Source organism: Mesorhizobium sp. M7A.T.Ca.US.000.02.2.1, assembly GCF_003996995.1.
GTDB lineage: Bacteria > Pseudomonadota > Alphaproteobacteria > Rhizobiales > Rhizobiaceae > Mesorhizobium.
In genome coordinates this window covers 1-18,340 of the sequence record NZ_RZTT01000080.1, presented here as the reverse complement: position 1 = coordinate 18,340, position 18,340 = coordinate 1, and the positions used below count along the sequence as shown (strand labels likewise).

Annotated in this window: 15 protein-coding genes and 1 pseudogene; 4 read left to right on the top strand and 12 right to left on the bottom strand. The window is 62.5% G+C overall.

Annotated elements, in window-relative coordinates; genetic code table 11:
• The 7 genes and pseudogenes from EOD15_RS10505 to EOD15_RS10475 form a co-directional block, all read right to left on the bottom strand.
• The coding region (locus EOD15_RS10505) for an SPFH domain-containing protein (RefSeq protein ID WP_148129521.1) at positions 1-597 on the bottom strand (597 nt) is incomplete at its 3' end.
• A gap of 121 nt (positions 598-718) precedes the next feature.
• Positions 719-1,877: pseudogene (locus tag EOD15_RS10500) on the bottom strand (FAD-binding oxidoreductase).
• Positions 1,878-1,928: 51 nt separating this feature from the next.
• The gene (hemH, locus tag EOD15_RS10495) at positions 1,929-2,993 is read right to left on the bottom strand and encodes a ferrochelatase (RefSeq protein WP_127323147.1); all 1,065 of its coding nucleotides are present in this window, start codon (positions 2,991-2,993) and stop codon (positions 1,929-1,931) included.
• Between the two features lie 234 nt (positions 2,994-3,227).
• Positions 3,228-5,300, bottom strand: a complete 2,073-nt coding sequence (locus EOD15_RS10490) for a bifunctional UDP-sugar hydrolase/5'-nucleotidase (RefSeq protein WP_127408469.1) — start codon at positions 5,298-5,300, stop codon at positions 3,228-3,230.
• 187 nt (positions 5,301-5,487) lie between these two features.
• On the bottom strand, positions 5,488-5,865 hold the full coding sequence (locus tag EOD15_RS10485) for a hypothetical protein (RefSeq protein WP_127259982.1): 378 nt from the start codon (positions 5,863-5,865) through the stop codon (positions 5,488-5,490).
• 183 nt (positions 5,866-6,048) lie between these two features.
• Positions 6,049-7,494, bottom strand: coding sequence for a homospermidine synthase (locus EOD15_RS10480; protein WP_127408468.1), 1,446 nt, complete (start codon positions 7,492-7,494; stop codon positions 6,049-6,051).
• A gap of 232 nt (positions 7,495-7,726) precedes the next feature.
• On the bottom strand, positions 7,727-8,758 hold the full coding sequence (locus tag EOD15_RS10475; RefSeq protein ID WP_164761990.1) for a substrate-binding domain-containing protein: 1,032 nt from the start codon (positions 8,756-8,758) through the stop codon (positions 7,727-7,729).
• A 209-nt stretch (positions 8,759-8,967) separates the two neighbouring features.
• Between EOD15_RS10475 and EOD15_RS10470 the strand changes: the two genes are divergently transcribed.
• The gene (locus EOD15_RS10470) at positions 8,968-9,297 is read left to right on the top strand and encodes a hypothetical protein (RefSeq protein ID WP_127322313.1); all 330 of its coding nucleotides are present in this window, start codon (positions 8,968-8,970) and stop codon (positions 9,295-9,297) included.
• 128 nt (positions 9,298-9,425) lie between these two features.
• A complete protein-coding gene (locus tag EOD15_RS10465; RefSeq protein WP_127268297.1) occupies positions 9,426-9,869 on the top strand; it encodes a hypothetical protein in 444 nt (147 codons plus the stop codon).
• Here the strand turns inward: EOD15_RS10465 and EOD15_RS10460 are convergent.
• The 5 genes from EOD15_RS10460 to EOD15_RS10440 all read right to left on the bottom strand — a co-directional run bounded on the left by EOD15_RS10460 (position 9,866) and on the right by EOD15_RS10440 (position 15,717).
• Positions 9,866-10,816 carry a DUF3445 domain-containing protein gene (locus EOD15_RS10460; RefSeq protein ID WP_127322311.1) on the bottom strand — a complete coding sequence of 317 codons (951 nt, stop codon included), beginning with the start codon at positions 10,814-10,816 and terminating at the stop codon, positions 9,866-9,868. The genes EOD15_RS10465 and EOD15_RS10460 overlap by 4 nt on opposite strands.
• A gap of 3 nt (positions 10,817-10,819) precedes the next feature.
• Positions 10,820-11,482, bottom strand: coding sequence for an aminotransferase class IV family protein (locus tag EOD15_RS10455; protein ID WP_127322310.1), 663 nt, complete (start codon positions 11,480-11,482; stop codon positions 10,820-10,822).
• Positions 11,431-12,576 carry an aminodeoxychorismate synthase component I gene (locus tag EOD15_RS10450; protein WP_127408467.1) on the bottom strand — a complete coding sequence of 382 codons (1,146 nt, stop codon included), beginning with the start codon at positions 12,574-12,576 and terminating at the stop codon, positions 11,431-11,433. The genes EOD15_RS10455 and EOD15_RS10450 overlap by 52 nt, the downstream gene beginning before the upstream one ends.
• 179 nt (positions 12,577-12,755) lie before the next feature.
• Positions 12,756-13,523, bottom strand: coding sequence for a proton-conducting membrane transporter (locus tag EOD15_RS10445; RefSeq protein WP_127408466.1), 768 nt, complete (start codon positions 13,521-13,523; stop codon positions 12,756-12,758).
• A 361-nt stretch (positions 13,524-13,884) separates the two neighbouring features.
• Entirely contained in the window at positions 13,885-15,717 is a 1,833-nt protein-coding gene (locus EOD15_RS10440) for a M3 family oligoendopeptidase (protein ID WP_127408465.1), read from the bottom strand.
• A 177-nt stretch (positions 15,718-15,894) separates the two neighbouring features.
• Between EOD15_RS10440 and EOD15_RS10435 the strand changes: the two genes are divergently transcribed.
• Complete coding sequence (locus EOD15_RS10435) at positions 15,895-17,430, top strand: sigma-54 dependent transcriptional regulator (protein ID WP_127322720.1); 1,536 nt, start codon at positions 15,895-15,897, stop codon at positions 17,428-17,430.
• 403 nt (positions 17,431-17,833) lie between these two features.
• Positions 17,834-18,340: DUF882 domain-containing protein (locus EOD15_RS10430; RefSeq protein ID WP_127408464.1), on the top strand; the 507-nt coding region annotated here is incomplete at its 3' end.

Genomic DNA, 18,340 nt, shown 5'->3' with positions numbered 1-18,340 from the left:
CTGCTTGAGGCCTTCGGCGGCAAGGATCTGGGCACGCTTGTTGCGTTCCGCGGTCATCTGCCGGCCCATCGATTCGATAAGGTTGGCCGGCGGGTTGATGTCCTTGATTTCGACGCGGGTGATCTTGATGCCCCACGGGTGGGCTGCCTCATCGACGACACGCAGCAGGCGCTCGTTGATGGCGTCGCGGTTCGACAGGAGTTCATCGAGATCCATCGAACCCATGACGGTACGGATGTTGGTCATCGTCAGATTGAGGATGGCGTTCTGCAGGCCGGAAACCTGGTAGGCGGCCTGCGCCGCGTTGAGGATCTGGAAAAAGGCGATGCCGTCGACACCGACAATGGCGTTGTCGCGGGTGATGATTTCCTGGCTCGGAACGTCAAGCACCTGCTCCATCATGTTCATCTTGGCGCCGATACGGTCGATGAACGGGAAAATGAAATTGAGGCCTGGGCTCAGTGTCTTGGTGTAACGGCCAAAGCGCTCCACCGTATAATTGTAACCTTGCGGGATTGTCCTGATGCCTTTGATCAGCAGCACCAATACCAGAAGTGCAAGTGCACCAATCGCAATATCGAAACCACTGAAATCCATTTGGCTCTCCCTCAGACGAAGGCCGCACAAGCCATTCTCGCGCCGCCGACTTCACCAAAGACTTAAGTGTATTTCAGATGCGTTACAATCAGGTGATGATGGATTGTTTATAGGGTTGCACTCAGCGGTTGAAGGCAAACAATCTTGCATCCATGTCATCCAGCCCGTTGATCGAAGCCGGGACAATCTCGGAAGCGACCTGCGAGAAGGTGATGCCGTTGCCGCCGTAGCCCATCACCGCATGGATGCGCGGGTGGCGGGGAATGGCGCCGATATAGGGCAGGCCGGTGGTCGTGGTGCCGAACGAGCCGGTCCAGGCAAAATCGGGTCTGGTGTCGAGATGCGGAACTATCAGGCCGAGCTTCTCGGCGATGCGTGTGCTCTTGTCGGCGATCAGCGCGTCGCGCCGCGCTTCGTCGATAAAATCCTCGTCCTCGCCGCCGCAAATGACCCGGCCGTCGACCGTCGTGCGCATTTCGCGGTTGCGGGCGTGTCGCAATCGCCCATGTCGAGATGATCCGGTGGGCGGTGGCCGGCACGATGTCGACAAGTTCGTAGCCGGTGGCCAGAACAACATGTCGTGCGGTTATGGTCGGGCCATCCCTGGTCGCGACGACAACAGCTTCGGCGCTGTCCTCGATCATTGTGGCTTCCACGGGGGCATAGAAGCGTGCCTTGCGCTCCAGGGATTTCAGCAGCAGCCCAGCCGTCAGCTTCCGTGGGTCGAGGGCGATATTGCCGTGGCCGAGAATGGCGCCTTCGCGGTCGATGCCGAATTTCTCGGCTAGCTGTTGTCGGGTTAAGCAGATGGCGCCGATGCCGGCTAGCCGACGTGCCTCGGCCTCGTCGCGCAGTTCCGGCGGACCAAGCATCGTGCCGGCCAGATAGAGTGACGGCATGCGGCTTAGGCCACAGTTGATGCCGAGTTCGGCAATGCGTCCGGCGAGATTGGAAACGGCGAGCCGCGAGCGTCGCCAGGCCTGCTGGGCCGAAGCTCTGCCGACCATCTTCGAGAGCGTGGAGAGAGGCTGGTCTATTTCGAATGCCACCAGTGCGGTGGTTGCGGCCGTCGAGCCCTTCAGCGGGCCGCGCCGGTCGATGCAGATGACCCGATGGCCATCGGCCGTCAGCGCCTCGGCCATCATGGCGCCGCTGATGCCCATACCGACGACCAGCACATCCGTGTTGACGTCCCGGATCAGGCCGTCCGTCGGCACCGCAGGCGCGCGATAGGCCGACCAGACGGGCTGGCCAGTTCTGAGGTCGAGTTTGCGGGGCATCGCATTCTCCGGAGGCGCGCCTTAACGCCCCGGAGCTTGTGTTGTTCCGGGTTAGACCCAGCCGGACAGTTCGCGCCGCACCATCACCTCGATCACCGCCATCCCTTCCGCGCTATCGTTGAGGCAAGGTATATGGGCGAAATTTTTGCCGCCGGCATGGTGGAAGGTTTCAGCCGCCTCGCGGCCGATCTCGTCCAGCGTCTCGATGCAGTCGACGGAAAAGCCGGGATTGACGATAGCGATCGACTTGACGCCGTCCTGCGCGAGTTTTTCCACCGTCTTGTCGGTGTAGGGCTGCAGCCATTCCTGCGCGCCGAAGCGTGACTGGAAGGTGATGATCAGTTTCTTGTCATCCCAGCCGAGCCGTTCGCGCAACAGCCGCGTCGTCTTCTGGCAATGGCAATGATAGGGGTCGCCCTTCTCGAAATACGGTTTTGGAATGCCGTGATAGGAGGTGATGACCACCTCCGGCTCGAAGTCCAGCGTCGCCAGATGCCGTTCGATCGAGCGCGCTAGCGCCTCGATGTAGACCGGCTCGTCATAGTAGGGCGGCACGCTGCGGACGGCCGGTGCGCGGCGCATCTTCATCAGCGCGCGAAACAGCTGGTCGTTGGCGGTTGCCGTGGTCGTCGCCGAATATTGCGGATAGAGCGGAAAGGTAAGGATGCGGTCGCAGCCCTGGTCGACCAGACGCTGGGCAATGCTTGCAGTTGAAGGGTTGCCGTAGCGCATCGCCCAGTCGACGACGACATCAGGCAGGTCGCTCAGCGCTTCGGCCAGCTTTTCGGCCTGGGCGCGGGTATAGGTGCGCAGCGGCGACTCGTCCTTCTCCCGGTTCCAGATACGGGCGTAGTTGGCGCCCGACTTCTTGGGCCGCCTGGTGAGCACAAGGCCATAGAGGATCGGATACCAGATCGCCCTGTTGAGCTCGATGACGCGCGGGTCGGACAGGAATTCACGGAGATAGCGCCACATCGGCTTGAAATCGGTGCCGTCGGGCGTACCCAGATTGACCAGCATGACGCCGATCTTGCCCGCCTTGACCGGCGGATGCCCAGCGGGCAACGGGCCGGGCGCCTTTGCGGCCTTGGGTTCGGCAGGGGTGGGAAGCGTCATAAGGGTTCTCCGGAAGACGCGAACCTAACCATCTTGCGCGCGCATTCAATGCAGCGTCTGGCCGCACCTTAAAGCGGATTGTCTGAATGGATTCAGACGACCCGCTTTAAGTCTTTGTTTTATGCACGTCGTTCTCCCAAAACCGAGGTCACTTTTGGGCGACATGCATTAGTCCGAAAACAGGACGCCCGTCCGGTTTTCGGACGGGCGGTGTCATTCAGGCATATAGCGGGGCTATTGCGGCGGGATGGTCAGCGTTGCGCCAACAGGAAGCCGGCGCGGCTCATAGCCCTTGTTGGCGCCCGAAATGACCTTCCATTTGGCACCGTCGCCATAGACCTTCTTGGCCAGATCCCAATAAGTGTCGCCGGCAACGATGACATGGCTGGCTTCGGCCGGTGCGGCCTCCGCTGGCTTTGCCGGCTCGGCGGCGGGAGCCGGTGCCGCCGGGGCGGGGGCTGCTTCAGCCGGTTTTGCCGCCTCTGCCGGTGGCGCCGGCGGGGGTGGCGCTCCCTCTGTCGATATGGCCGGGGGCGTGTTGGCGATGTCGCCCGAGTTGGCCGGCAATTCGGGCATTGCCGGCGCCGCATCGGCAGGCTTGGCGGCTTCAGCCGGTGCGGGCGCCGGCGTGGCCGGCGCTGCTTCGGCTGGCTTGGCCGGATCGGTTGCCGGGGCCGCAGGCGCCGCGGCGACGGTCGCGGCTATTTCGGTGATGCGGCCGTCGAGCTTCGGCGTGTAGGGACGATGGGCGCCGAGATAGTCGGCGACCACCTGTTCGAGGCCGGGGCCGTAATCGTAGGCATTCTTGGCCTTGTCGGCGAAGATCTTGTAGCCGTCGCCGCCCTGGCGGACATAGTTGTTGGTTGCGACCAGATAGTCCTTGTCCGGCTTGATCGGCGTCCAGGCGCCGCCCTCCATGACTTCCACCGATTTGACACGGCCGGCATTGGGCGCGACGGATTTGTCGAAGGAATATTTCAGGCCGGCGACCTGGGGGAAGCGCCCGGCGCCGTCCTCGACCTGGCTGAGGCCGCCCTCGAGGCCGGCCACCAGATCCTTGCCCGAAATCTGGAAGGTCGCCAGCGTGTTCTGGAACGGCAGCACGGTCAGCACCTCGCCCATGGTCACGGTGCCCTTGTCGATCGAGGCGCGCAGGCCGCCGCCATTGGAGATGACGATCTCGACGCCCTGTCCCTTGACGCGGTCGAGGATGGCGTCGGAGACGAGATTGCCCATCGCGCATTCGCGGGTGCGGCAGCTCTCGCGACTGCCGTCGATGACGTCGGTGGTTTCCGCCACTTCCTTGTTCTTCAACGCCTCGATCGGCGCGCCAAGCTCCTTGATACGGGCGAGCACGGCCGGGTCGGGGGTGATCGACTTGTCGAGATAGATCGGGTCGCCGCCGGCCGATTTGACGACGCCATTGTCGTCGAAAACCACCTTGAACTCGCCGAGGTATTTCGAATAGGACGCCGCCTGCACCACCGGCACCTTGTAGCCGTCCGGATTGTCGACCATCGTCGGGTAGGGGCCTTCCGCCTTGGGGTCGGTGTTCGACAGCAGCGAATGGCTGTGGCCGCCGACGACGACATCGATGCCCGGGATCTTGGCAATGACGTCACGCTCGCGCCTGTAGCCGATATGGGTCACGGCGATGATCTTGTTGACGCCTTCGCCCTTGAGCTTCTCGACTTCGGCGGTGATCGACTTGACGTCGTCCTCTATTGCGACGTTGGGTCCGGGGGAAGCGAGGTCCGGCGTGTCGTTGGTGATCGCGCCGATGATGCCGATCTTCTGGCCGCCGACCTCGACGACAACAGATGGCTTGACGCGGTCGCCGAGCTTGGATTGCGCATTGGCCTTCACATTGGCGCCGAGCACCGGGAACTTGATCATGTCGAGGAACGGCGCCAGGGCCACTTCGCCGTCGTCGAATTCATGGTTGCCGAGCGCCATGGCATCGAACTTCATGTCGTTGAGGAATTCGCCTTCGACCTTGCCCTTGTAAGTGGAGTAGAACAGTGAACCCTGGAAATTGTCGCCTGCGCTGAGCAGCAGCACGTTCTGGCCTTGCAGCTTCTTGCGCTCCTGGGCGATCGCGGTGATCAGCCGGCCCGCGCCACCGATGCACTCGCCCTTGGTTTCCTCGTCCGCCGAGCAGGTGGATTCATATTTGTTGTTGCCTTCGATGCGGCTGTGCCAGTCGTTGATATGCAGGATGTTCAGCGTGTAGTCGGCAAAGGATGCGCCGGCCGACAGGCCGAGGGCTGAGGCTGACAGGGCTGCAATGGCGGCAAGCTTCTTCATCTTCGTCTCCCGGAAAGCTGATCAGAGGCCATTAGCGCTCTTGCTTGACTGGAACATAACAGCCGGCGCTTCGGCCATGTTCCCATCGCGTTCCCGATGACGCAAGCGGAATCCGGGACCCTTTGCCGGCATAAAAAAGGACGGCGGCCAACCGGTCGCCGTCCTTGAAAAACGAATGGTCGTGGGTTCAGACGCGCCTTGTCAGCACGAAATTCTGACCGCTGGAGCTGGTGCAGTTGAGCTGGCTTGTCGACACCATCAGGCAGTTGAAGCTGACCGCGGTCTGGCGGATCAGCGAGGTGCCGTTGATCTGCACCGATGTGGCGCCGGTCATCGTGTAGCTGCCGTCGGCAAGCTTCTGGCCGGTGTCGGTGGCGACCGTCGTGAAGGTACCGCCGGCGAAGGTCGACAGGCCGGTGCCCTTGGCGTCGATCCATGAGCCCTCGACACCTTTCGGCGCCGCTGCCATCGGCGGTTCATCAGGGCCGCTGGTCGCACAGGCGGCGAGCATCGTCGCAATGGCACCCGCCACGCTCATCGAAAGAATTTTGCGCGCAATGATCATGTGAAAATCCTCTCCTCTCGCATCGGCCCGAAAATCGGAATCGATTTTCGACAAGCACGAGGCGTGCATCCAAGTTTCCAGAGCGACATGCGTCCAGATGAATGCGTGTCGTTGTGGTCCGCATCCCTTCAATCGCCCGATTTCCGGGCGATTGCAAGGCGGTGAGGCAGGTAGGCGGTGCTGCTATCGCACAAGGATGTTGCGGAACTGCCACGGGTCGTTCCGGTCGAGGTCATCCGGGAACAGGCCGGGACGGTTATCGAGCGGCGTCCAGTCGGTGTAGTAGCCCTTGACCGGTCCGAGGTACTGGGACTGCACTTCCAGGCACCGCCTGTAGTCCATCTCGTCGGCTTCGACGATGCCGGCCTCGGGGTTCTCCAGCGCCCAGACCATGCCCGAGAGCACCGCCGAGGTGACCTGCATGCCGGTGGCGTTCTGATAGGGCGCCAGCTTGCGCGCCTCGGCGAGTGACAGCTGCGAGCCGTACCAGTAGGCATTCTTGTCGTGGCCGTAGAGCAGCACACCGAGTTCGTCGACGCCGTCGATCAACTCGTTCTCGTCGAGCACATGATGCACCGGCTGAGGCTTGCCGGCGGCGCCGAACATCTCGTCGAGCGACAGCATCGCGTCGTTGCAGGGATGGTAGGCATAGTGGCAGGTCGGGCGGTAATGCACCTTGCCTTTCTTGGAACGCACGGTGAAGAAATCGGCGATCGAGATCGCCTCATTATGCGTCACCAGCAGGCCGTATTGCGCGCCGGGCGTCGGACACCACGAGCGCACGCGCGTGTTGGCGCCCGGCTGCTCCAGATAGATGGCTGCCTTCGAGCCGTGCTTGTGCTTCTTGGCGTTCTTCGGCATCCATGTCTCGTGTGTGCCCCAGCCAAGTTCCGCGGGCTGCAGGCCCTCGGAGATGAAGCCTTCGACCGACCAGGTGTTCCAGAACACATTCATCGGCTTCGGCTTCTTGGTGCGCTGGGTGTCGCGTTCGGCGATGTGGATGCCCTTGACGCCGGCCTTCTTCATCAGCTTGGCCCAGCCCTCGCGGTCGTCCTGCGCGGGCTCCGAGAATTCCAGGCCAAGATCGGTGGCGAGATTGACCAACGCCTGCTTGACGAACCACGAGACCATGCCTGGATTGGCGCCGCAGGTGGAGACCGCCGTGGCACCGCCGGGCTTGTCGTGCTTTTCCTTGAGCAGCGACTCGCGCAGCGCGTAATTGGTGCGGCTGGCGTTGTCCGCCTTGGCGTCGAAATAGAAGCCGAGCCACGGCTCGACGACGGTGTCGATGTAGAGCACACCGAGCTTGCGGCAGAGCCGCATCAGATCCACCGAGCCGGTATCGACCGACAGGTTGATGCAAAAGCCCTGGCCGCCGCCATTGGTCAGAAGCGGGGTCAAGAGCTTCTTGTAGTTCTTCTCGGTCACCGCTTCCTGGACGAAGGCGATGCCGCGCTCGTCGAGCAGCTTGCGGTCGGTGTCGCGCGGGTCGATGACCGTCATGCGCGATTTGTCGAACTTGAAATGGCGTTCAATCAGCGGCAGCGTTCCCCGGCCGATCGAGCCGAAGCCGATCATCACGACAGGGCCGTTGATCTCACCGTAAACGGGCCAGTTTTCATTCGCCATTTTATCGAGCACTCCTTCAAAACCCAGGAAACTGGGAAAACATGCGCAAGCCGGGGATTTTTTGCCCGGCGGCCATGCGCTACATCACAGATCATTGTCACAAACCAGCGAAAAGCGCCAACCAGCGGCTAGCTGCGTTGGCTACGTGGTTAAGGCTGAAACCGTGGATGAATGGCTCTACCCGAACCAAAGTTAGCTCATTTGCCAAGCGCAAGCGACGTGCCCCGTCCGTTCAACGGATTTTTGCCCTCGGCGCAGCTGTGGACGCCCGAACCACCAACTCCACGGGCAGAACGACTTGGCGGGGCGGTTGGTTGTCAAGAACCATGCGGGCGGCGAGCCTGCCTTTTCCGATCACGTCTTGCGCGACAGTCGTCAGCGGAGGTGTGGTGCGCGCGGATTCAGCAGTGCCATCGAAGCCAATGACCGACACGTGGCCCGGCACCTCTATGCCGCGACAAACCGCCTCGTCGAGTATTGTGATCGCCTGCCAATCCGACATGGTCAGGATCGCGGTTGCTTCAGGCACACTGTCGAACACCACCGCTCCAGCAGATGGATCGCCGGGCGTCGTCTCGATAATCGGGACATCGTCGATCGACAGGTTCGCCTCCGCCAAGCCCTGTTTGAAACCGTCAAGCCTTTCGTCATCGAGTGAGAAGCCGGCAAGAAGCGGGCGCTTTGCCTGTCCGGGCATGTGCACGATGGGAGGGCCTGGAGTTCTCCGTATAGACAGGATGGCAAAATGTCGGTGTCCCAGCCCAGTCAGATGCCGGACGGCAGCGACCGCGCCCCTCCTGCCGTCGATCTTTATCGAATTGATGTCGGGACCTGCGTCGCTTTCGAGAATGACGAAGGGCAGGCGCCGCCGTTGTGCCGATGTTATGAGACCGATGTCCCCGCTGTGACCAAGGATGAAGCCGTCAACGAGGGCCTCGCGGATGCTGGCGAAGCGGGTATTATCGGTGCCGTTTACAAGGCTGAGCGTCGTTCCGGCCTCGTCGCAGGCGAGCGAAACGCCCAGCACCAGTTCGCGGCCATAGGGACTTCTCATCACCTCGGCGATGGCGTAGGCGCCAGGTGGCATGAACCCGATGGCATTGAACTTGCCATCCCGCAGCAATCGTCCCTTTGGATCGGGGCCGCCAAACCCGAGCGCTCGCGCGGCCGCTTCGACACGTTGGCGCAACTCAGGCCTAACCAGTTCCGGCCGGTTGAAGACGTTGGAAACAGTGCCCCGGGAGACACCGGCAGCCTTGCCCACGTCGGCTAGCGTTGGCATTGCGATTCACCCATTTCCCTTCAGTTAGACCATTTTTTGGAGCGCTCCAAGAATTTTGTTGACTCGAAAGTGGAAAGGGCGGATCGTATAACTTGGAGCGCTCCAAGTAGGCGTATCTGGTATTTTCGCGACTGAAACCTCGAAGATCGTCAAATGGCTTGGTCCCAACGGCCATGCCCAGGGAGGGAGTTATGGCAGAAACCAATGTTTTTCCCGCCTCGCTTATCGGTAAGACTTTCGACTGCGTTTTCGGCCCGTTCATACCCCGGCTGACGTTTTTCTCGCCGGAAGAACTACATGTGCATGCGTCGATCGGAGCCACCAAAATTGACGAGGTGGTCAAGATCGACATGACCAGCGTACGCCCGAACCTCGTGCTCATGAGCTGGACGGAGCAGAGCGGCAACTTCATCGTGCAGTTGCAGGATCATGAGAAAGGGATCGTCCACAATTATGCGCGGCTGGCCGACGGGCAGCTCTTCTGTGCCCAAGGCGTCATTCAAGCCGTTGCGCCTGCGTGACGCTCCCGCGTCGGGGCCCGGCAAAGTGCGGCATCGACCGGCATACTGCTGTTTCCTAGTTGAAGTACTTCGGATTACGATCTGCTGAATTGCCGTCATCGATTTCCCTATTGAAGGAGGAAAGTGCGATGGAACTCGCTTACGACAGTCATCTGCTTGCCCGAATTCTGCTGAGCGTCGCGACCGTGGGCTACGGTGTGGTGACGATCAAAGCCGACCTCAACGCCACCCACGCCACCAATCCGCTGTGGACTCCGCACGCCCGGTTTCACGTCGTTTGGCAGGTGCTGAGCTACACCGGAGTCGCGCTGATTGCGCTGGGGCTTATCTGGATTGGAGGGCCACTCCAAGCCGAGCGGCTCTATCTCGCCGGGGGATTGGGCGTGGCCATGTATGGAGCGTTCTTCGTGGCCATGCTCTCACGACCGATCTATGGCGGCGTGCTCTACGACGAGAACGGCTACCTGCCATTCCGACCGCCGTTCGGACCGGCGGGTTGGCGGTGGGATGTCAACGTCACCGTCTTTACCGCGATGTCCGCGATCCTGCTGCTGGGCTTGGCCGCGATTTAGGACAGCGCCAGCACCCCGAGCCGGTCGACCAGCCGATCGCGGTCTGCGGTCAGGCCCTTGTAATCGAGCTGGGCGAGATCGAGCGCTTCGAGCTGGGCGGCGAAAGACACCGCGAGCTTCGCCCGATCAGGGTGCCGGGCCAGCACGGCGAGCGGGTCGAGATGGATGCGGATGGTGAACAGGATATCGCGTGAAACAGGCAGTTTGCGCAGGGTCTGCCGCTCGACGCGGATGAAGGCATGGGCGTCGATGTCGCCATCGGGAAAGCGCGACGGCCGGTTGGTGGCGCGGTCGATGCGCTGCAGGTCGGAGAGCGGATGGTAGAGCGCGTTGTCGGACTGGATCGACCAGTTGTAGCGCTCGACCGCCTGCCCCTGGAGGCCATCGAACATCCGGTTGATGAGTTCCGCCGGACGCGTGCCCGGGCCGAAACCCGGCACCGGCGCGTGGATGTCCTGCAGCGGCTTGCCGAATTTTTCCAGGAGCGACCAGGACGAGGGAAAGCAAAGCGAGCCGGCAACCAGCCGCCAGCCGCTGTCGCCACGGCGCATCAGGATGAGGTCTTCCTGGACGAGCTGTGAGGCCTTGGCCAGCGGCGCATCGGCGAGGGAAGCAGGCAGTCGGTTCGCCGCGCCCGCCACCTCGACGCCTGATCCGCCGAGCCGATGGGTTTCGGGGAACCTCTCCAGCAGATGCGCAGCGAGCAAGTCGAGCACTTCCTGCTGGGCATCGCGCGTGCCGTCCTCCTCGACGAAAACGCGTTCGGGAATTTCGGCATAGAGCCGGTGCTTTTCGGCGAGATACGGCAGCAGATGGCCGTCGATCTCGATCCAGTCCGCCGGATCGAGCGGCTTCAGCCCGATACTGAACAGTTTCGACGAGCCGTCATAGGGCGTGTGGGTGGGGAGCGTATGCTCTGGGGGTGTGTGAGTGGGCACAGTCGTCATGTTTCAGGTCAGTCTTGCGGGGATCAGTCCGCGCAGAGAATTGCCGACGAACAGGGACTTGGCGGATTTCAGGTCGTCCAAGCTGTAGATCGCTTCGCGGGCGCGGCCTTCATCCAGAAGCTGCGCGCGCAATACACCAGGCAGCAGGCCGCAGTCGAGCCGGGGCGTGGCCAGCACGCCGTCGCCGAGATCGGCAAAGACATTGGTGATCGTGCCTTCACAGATCTCGCCGCGCTCGTTCGCCATAAGCACCTCGTCGGCCTGGGTGATGAGGTGTTCGGCGCGGGCACGCGTGTAGAGCTGCCGCCGGCTGGTTTTGTGGCGCAGCAGCGTGTCGTTCGAATCCAGCCTCGTCCGCGCCAGCCGCAGCGTCCAGATCTTGTCGGCGGCGAGCGGTTCATAAGGCTGCGCCGAGGCCGCCACCTCACCATCGTGCGACAGGACGAGCCGCGTGCGCATGGCAACGCCGGAACCGCCGACTGCGCTGCTCAGTGCCTCGCCGACCTTGCCTGGAGCACAGCGGAAGCCGAGCTCCGCCGCCGAGCCATAGAGGCGCGCAAGATGGCGATCGAAGCGCAGGAAGCCCGGGCCGGGTTCCCAGCGCATGGTCTCGATCAACTGAAAGTCGGCGGTGTTCCCGTCGCGAAGCGCGCTTTCAGCAGACACTCCTGATACTCCTCCTGCGCCGTCGAATCGAAGACGACGCCGCCTCCGACATTGTAGACGGCCTCGCCGCCCGAAAAGAGCGAGATGGTGCGGATCGCCACGGAAAAGCGCATCGGGCCGCCGGGCGCGATCCAGCCTATGGCGCCGCAATAGGCATCGCGGGGCGTGCCTTCCAGGTCGCGCAGGATCTCCATGGCACGGATCTTAGGCGCGCCGGTGATCGAACCGCAAGGAAACAGCGCCGCGAAGATCTGGCGGATAGAGAGACCCGGCAGCAGTTTGGCCCTGACGTCGCTCACCATCTGATGCACGGTCGGGTAAGTCTCGATGCGGAACAGCGCCGGCACGTCCAGCGTGCCGACCTCGCTGATCAACGAGATATCGTTGCGCAGGAGATCGACGATCATGCGGTTTTCGGCCTGATTCTTCTCGTCATTGCGCAGGAAGATCTTCTGCCGTTCGTCCTCGGCCTTGGTCGCGCCTCGCGGCGCCGTGCCCTTCATCGGATGCGTCTCGATCATGCCCTCGGCGTCGATCTCGAAGAACAGTTCGGGCGAGCGCGACAGCACGATGGGTTCACCGAGCGCGATCAGCGCGCCATATTTCACCGGCTGACGTTCCGTCAATGCATCGAAGGCGGCCAGCGGCTCGCCTGACCATTGCGCATGCACGGGAAAGGTCAGATTGCCCTGGTAGCAATCACCTTGCCTGATGTGCTGGTGCAGCCGCGAGAAGCGTTTTTCATAATCCTCGGGCGACCACGTCGCACGGGCGTCGAAGATCGGGCCGTTGGTCGCCGTGGTGTCGCGCGGCGGCACCGCCTCTTCGACCGGGGCATCGAAAACCCCAAGGCACACGAGTGGGGCCCGGCGTCCATTCGGCAGCAGGGGAACGAGCTTGGGTTCGAGCAGGTAGCCCGCCTCATACGAGAAATAGCCGGCAAGCCATTTGCCTGCATCATGCGCGGCTTGTGCTGCTTCCAGAGCCGGTTCGAAATCCCCTGCTTCGTGCGCCACGATGATATCGGCCGGCCGGTCGAAAACGAGCTGGCGCGCGCTTTTGTCATTGCGAAAAATTGCGGCGGGCAGGGACATGGGACTCATGCTGCGGTCTATGAAGCATCAACCGCTCTATATGGGGTGCCGCCCGCGCGCAATCGAGGGAACGGCACGCTGCCTCTTAAAGCCGACGTTTGGGCCAACTCAGGAACCAAGAGCAAACGGCGGCGCCGATATGGCGCCGCCGCTTGCAATCTTCAGGTCGTGCCTGGCGATCAGCTGTTGCTGGCGGTTCCGGCTGTTGGAAACTGCTTGGCAAATTCCTTCTCGTTGCCGGCGGCGAGCAGCTTGGCCTGCTCGATCCAGCGTTCGCGCGCGATGCGGCCGTCGAAATTCATGACGTCCTCGATCCGTTTGATATCGGCCGCGGCCCAGGACGCGATCTGGGCGAAGCTGGTGACGCCTTGCGCCTTGAGCAGCTTCTCGTTGACCGGACCGATACCGATCAGTCGGCGCAGATTGTCGGGCTTGCCGGATGCTGGGCCGGCTGCTGGCTTGGCTGTTGCAGACTTGGCTGTTGCAGACTTGGCTGTTGCAGGTTTGCTCGTTGCGGATTTGGCTGGAGCCGAGGTTTTGGTGGCGGCGAGTTTCGCTGCCGGCTTGGCAGGGACCGCCTTGCCAGGGACCGCTTTCGCAGCGGCCGGTTTGGCCGGCGCCGGCTTTGTGGCGGCGGATTTGGCTGTCGCGGGGGTCGACATCAGGGCCGCCGGCGCCTGGCTTGCCGGCTTTGCCGCGCTGCTTCCGGCGGCAGGTGCGGCCGACGCTTCGCGCAGCCGGCGCTCGAGGTCGGCGCGGGTCTTGCCGCATGCATCGAGTTCGCCGGTCAGGCGGTCGCCGTCGGTGCGCAGCCTGTCGCGTTCGCTGCGTGTACGGTCGAGGTCGCCGCGCAAGCTGTCGAGTTCACCGCGCAGGCGCCCCCAAAGGAACCAGCCGACCAACACGCCTATCAGGAACGCCAGGACCACGTAGAAAAAAGTGCCCATTGTCTCTCTCCAGTCAAATCCGTCTGCCGTGGGTCATGACCTTCGGCGAAGGACTACTCTTGGTGGTTCCGCGGTAAGCAGAACAGCCGGCTTCGGTTCGAGCTGCGGCGATCGGCTTTGCTTGCCCATGGCCAACGGCCGTTGTCGCGTTCGCCTGAGCGACACGGCCGGCTGAGATTTCTCCTCGCCGATCCGCATGCGCTCCGGCTGAGCTTGGAGCGAAGGCTATCATAGAGCTTGTGGAAAGCTATCGGAAAACTTCGGTGGAGAGTACTTCAAGAACAGATATTTAGGGTGATAGTAGAGCTGTCCCAACATGCATTCCGGCTAAACTGTTAGAGCGATGCCTGAGGGACGCGTTTCAAGCGTCGAGCGCTTCCAGCTCGTCGATCAGGCCGCTGATGACGCCAAGTCCGATCTGCCAGAAGGCGGGATCGGTGGCGTCGAGCCCGAAGGGCGCCAGAAGCTCGGAATGATGTTTGGTACCGCCGGCGCGCAGCATTTCGAAATACTTGTCCTGAAAGCCGCGCTCGGCGTTCTGGTAGACCGCGTAGAGCGAGTTCACTAGGCAGTCACCGAAAGCATAGGCATAGACATAGAAGGGCGAATGGATGAAGTGCGGGATGTAGGTCCAGAACACCTCGTAGCCTTCGCGCAGCTTGATGGCGGGACCCAGACTTTCGGCCTGCACTTCGAGCCAGAACTGACCGAGCCTGTCGGAGGTCAGTTCGCCGTTCTTGCGTTCGGCATGCACCTTGCGCTCGAATTCATAGAAGGCGATCTGGCGCACGACCGTGTTGATCATGTCCTCGACCTTCTGGGCGAGCATGGCCTTGCGCTCGCGCCGGTCGGTGGTCTGGTCGAGCAGCGAGCGGAAGGTCAGCATCTCGCCGAAGACCGATGCCGTCTCGGCCAGCGTCAGCGGCGTCGAGGCCATCAGTGCGCCCTGGCCGCCGGCCAGCACCTGATGCACCCCATGGCCAAGCTCGTGCGCCAGCGTCATCACATCGCGCGGCTTGCCCATGTAGTTGAGCAGGACATAGGGATGCGCCGACGGCACGGTCGGATGCGCGAAGGCGCCAGGCGACTTGCCGGGCCGCACCGGCGCGTCGATCCAGTTGCGGTCGAAGAAGGTTCGCGCGATCTCGGCCATGTCGGGCGAAAAGCGCTGATAGGCGGACAGCACGGTGTTCCTGGCCTCGTCCCAGCCAATGATCGCCTGGGGCGTATCCGGCAACGGCGCGTTGCGGTCCCAGTGGTTCATCACCTCCATGCCCAGCCAGCGTGCCTTCATCGCGTAATAGCGGTGCGACAGGCGCGGATAGGCATCGCGAACGGCGGAAGCCAGGGCGTCCACCACGCTGCGCTCGACGCGGTTGGCGAGATGGCGTGAATCGGCGATGTCCTCGAAGCCGCGCCAGCGGTCGGATATCTCCTTGTCCTTGGCCAGCGTGTTGGTGATCAGCGTGAAGGTGCGCAAATTTTTGCGGAAGGTCGTGGCCAGCGCCTCGGACGCCCGGCGGCGCACCTCGCCGTCGGCGTCCTGCAAACGGTTCAGCGCCGGCTCCAGCGTCAGTTCCTCGCCGTCGATGTCGAAGCGAAGGTCGGTCATCGTCTCGTCGAACAGGCGGTTCCAGGCGCCGCGCCCGGTGATCGACTTTTCGTGGAAGAGCTGCTCGACGCGGTCCTCAAGCTGGTAGGGCTTGTCCTTGCGCAGATCGAGCACCCATGGCCGGTAGTGACCGAAGGCGGGATCGCCGGCGAGCGCGCCTTCGATCGACGCATCGTCGATCAGGTTGAGTTCGAGCGCGAAGAACAGAAGGTGCGCGCTGGCGTCGGTCATCTTCTCCTGGACGTCACCATAGAGCTTGGCGCGCTGGGGATCAGCGGTGTTTCCGGCATAAACCAGACCCGCATAGGAGACGATGCGGCCGATCAGTTCCTCCAGCGCTTCGTAGGCGACGAGCGCCTCGCCCAGCCTGCCGGCGCTGCCGCGCTCGGCCTCGGCGGCCAGCGTGCCTTTCCAGCGGCTTTCGAAGCTGACCGCATCAGCGGCGGCCTTGGCGATGTCGCGCTTCAGTTCTGGCGCGTCCATGCCGGCATAGAGGTCGGCAAGGTTCCATTCCGGCAGGTCGCCCAGCTCGGCCGCGCCCTGACCGGACGCCGGCGCCGCCAGCCGCCGTGCGGAAACCATGTGCCCAGAATCCTTATGCATTGCCGACACCTTCCGTGGCCAAGGTTCAAGGAGAAACGAGAAGCCGGTCAAATCCTAAGGAATTCATTCACCGGGTTTTTTGAAACCTTATTTAGAACCCTGTGCCAAGATGGTCCACAGGGCAGGATTCCTCGGGCGGGCATAGTCGTATCAGTCATGACAGGTTCCATACTCATAGTCGATGACGATCCGGTGCAACGCCGGCTGCTCGAAGCGGCGGTGACGCGGTTCGGCTACAGCGCAATCGTCGTCGACGGCGGCGCGGCCGCTCTCGATATCCTCGATGGACCCGGCGCCCGCGAGGTGTCGGTGGTCATCCTCGATCTGGTCATGCCCGGTCTCGACGGTATCGGCGTGCTGAAGGCGATGCGCGAGCGCGATATCCACGTGCCGGCCATCGTGCAGACCGCGCAGGGCGGCATCGAGACCGTGGTTTCGGCGATGCGTCATGGCGCCTTCGATTTCGTCGTCAAGCCGGCGTCTCCCGACCGGCTGCAGGCGTCGATCGGCAATGCGCTCAAGGTCGAGGCCGTCGAGGGCGAGGTCAAGCGCACATCGCGCCGGCGCGGCGGCCTCCTGACCTTCAAGGATATGATCACGCACAGCCCGGCCATGGACAGGGTGATCCGTCTTGGCCAGAAAGCGGCGGCATCCAACATCCCGATCCTGATCGAGGGCGAGTCCGGCGTCGGCAAGGAACTGGTGGCGCGCGCCATCCAGGGCAGTGGCGACCGCCGCTCGAAACCCTTCGTCACCGTCAATTGCGGCGCCATCCCCGACAATCTGGTCGAATCGATCCTGTTCGGCCATGAGAAGGGCTCGTTCACCGGCGCCACCGACAAGCACACGGGCAAGTTCGTCGAAGCGCATTCGGGCACACTGTTCCTCGACGAGATCGGCGACCTGCCGCTCGACGTGCAAGTCAAGCTGTTGCGCGCGGTCCAGGACGGCGAGGTAGACCCGGTGGGTGGACGCTCGACCGTCAGGGTCGACATCAGGCTGATTTCGGCGACGCATCGCAACCTCCTGCAGCAGGTCAAGGACGGCAAGTTCCGCGAGGATCTGTTCTATCGGCTGAACGTCTACCCGATCTTCGTGCCGCCGCTGCGCGACCGCCGCGACGACATCCCCTATCTGGTCACCCATTTCATGGAGAAGGTGGCGCCGGCCGACCCGCACCGTCGCCTGCAGGGTATTTCGGCGGCAGCGCTCGCCGTGCTGCAGGCCTATGACTGGCCTGGAAACATCCGGCAGCTTGAAAATGCCGTCTTCCGGGCCTCGGTGCTTTGCGAAGGCGATGTGCTTTCCGCCGAGGACTTCCCGCAGATACGGGCGCAAGTGGAAGGCACCGTCAACCTGGATATGGACGGCGATGCGCCGGCGCCCTCCCAGTCTTTGCAGGAGCGCGATGACGAAGCCTTGCCCGGCGAGGGCGGCCCAGCAATCGCGTTCGATCCGCCGGCAAGGCTGCAGCCTCGCTTCGGCACGTTGCGGGCGCTCGACGAGCGCGGCAATGTGCGGGCACTGGCCGATGTCGAACTCGAGATGATCAAGCTTGCCATCGATCACTACAACGGACAGATGAGCGAAGTCGCCCGCCGACTCGGGATCGGTCGCTCGACGCTCTATCGCAAGCTCAAGGAACACGGCATCGATCCGGAGACGGGCCGCGTAGACCGGCTCGCCTCCTAAGGGCGATGCCGGGCTGAGCTTCGGAATCCGGCTTGCCGCAAGGCCGACGCCAGCTTGCAATGCCACAGCAGGCCTTGTATCGCCGTTTCGGCGGCATTGTGGCTGTGTCATGGACAGCTCTGTTCACGCATTAAGGCTAACGGTAACAGATCGTGTTCGGGCCGAAGGCGGAAATCTGATCTAAACCAGCGGTTTACCAAGAAACCTTGTGAACAATTTTTGACGGGATATCGCCACGGTGTTACCGCATTTCGGCTTCAATAAGCGATGATTAACCATTAGGATCGATATTCGGGTGTGCTAATGCCACATCCGTTTGGACAAATCCGGGGACAAACGGCAGCCTGCAAGGCCTTTTGATTTGAACAGAATCGAACGACACACAAACAGGCGGCACCATCATTTGAGCGTCTGGCCGAAGTGGCTGGCAGTGTTGGTTGTCGCTTTTGGTTTTGTTGCCGCGGCTGCGAGCGGAGCCAGCGCCGAAACACGGTCGCTGAAGCTTTATCATCTCCACACCCACGAGAAGGCCGAGATCGTCTACAAGCGCAACGGCCGCTACGTTCCCGAGGGTCTCAGGAAGATCAACATCATTTTGCGCGACTGGCGTCGCAACGAGCCGACCAAGATGGATCCGCGCCTGCTGGATCTGGTCTGGGAAGCGTATCGGGAAGCTGGCGCCACGGACTACATCCAGGTCATCTGCGGCTATCGCTCGCCGTCGACCAACTCGATGCTGCGCGGCCGCAGCAGGGGCGTCGCCGAGAAGAGCCAGCATATGCTCGGCAAGGCGATGGATTTCTACATCCCCGGCGTGCCGCTGAAGAAGCTGCGCAACATCGGTCTCAAGATGCAGGGCGGCGGCGTCGGCTACTATCCGTCATCCGGTTCGCCGTTCGTCCACATGGAT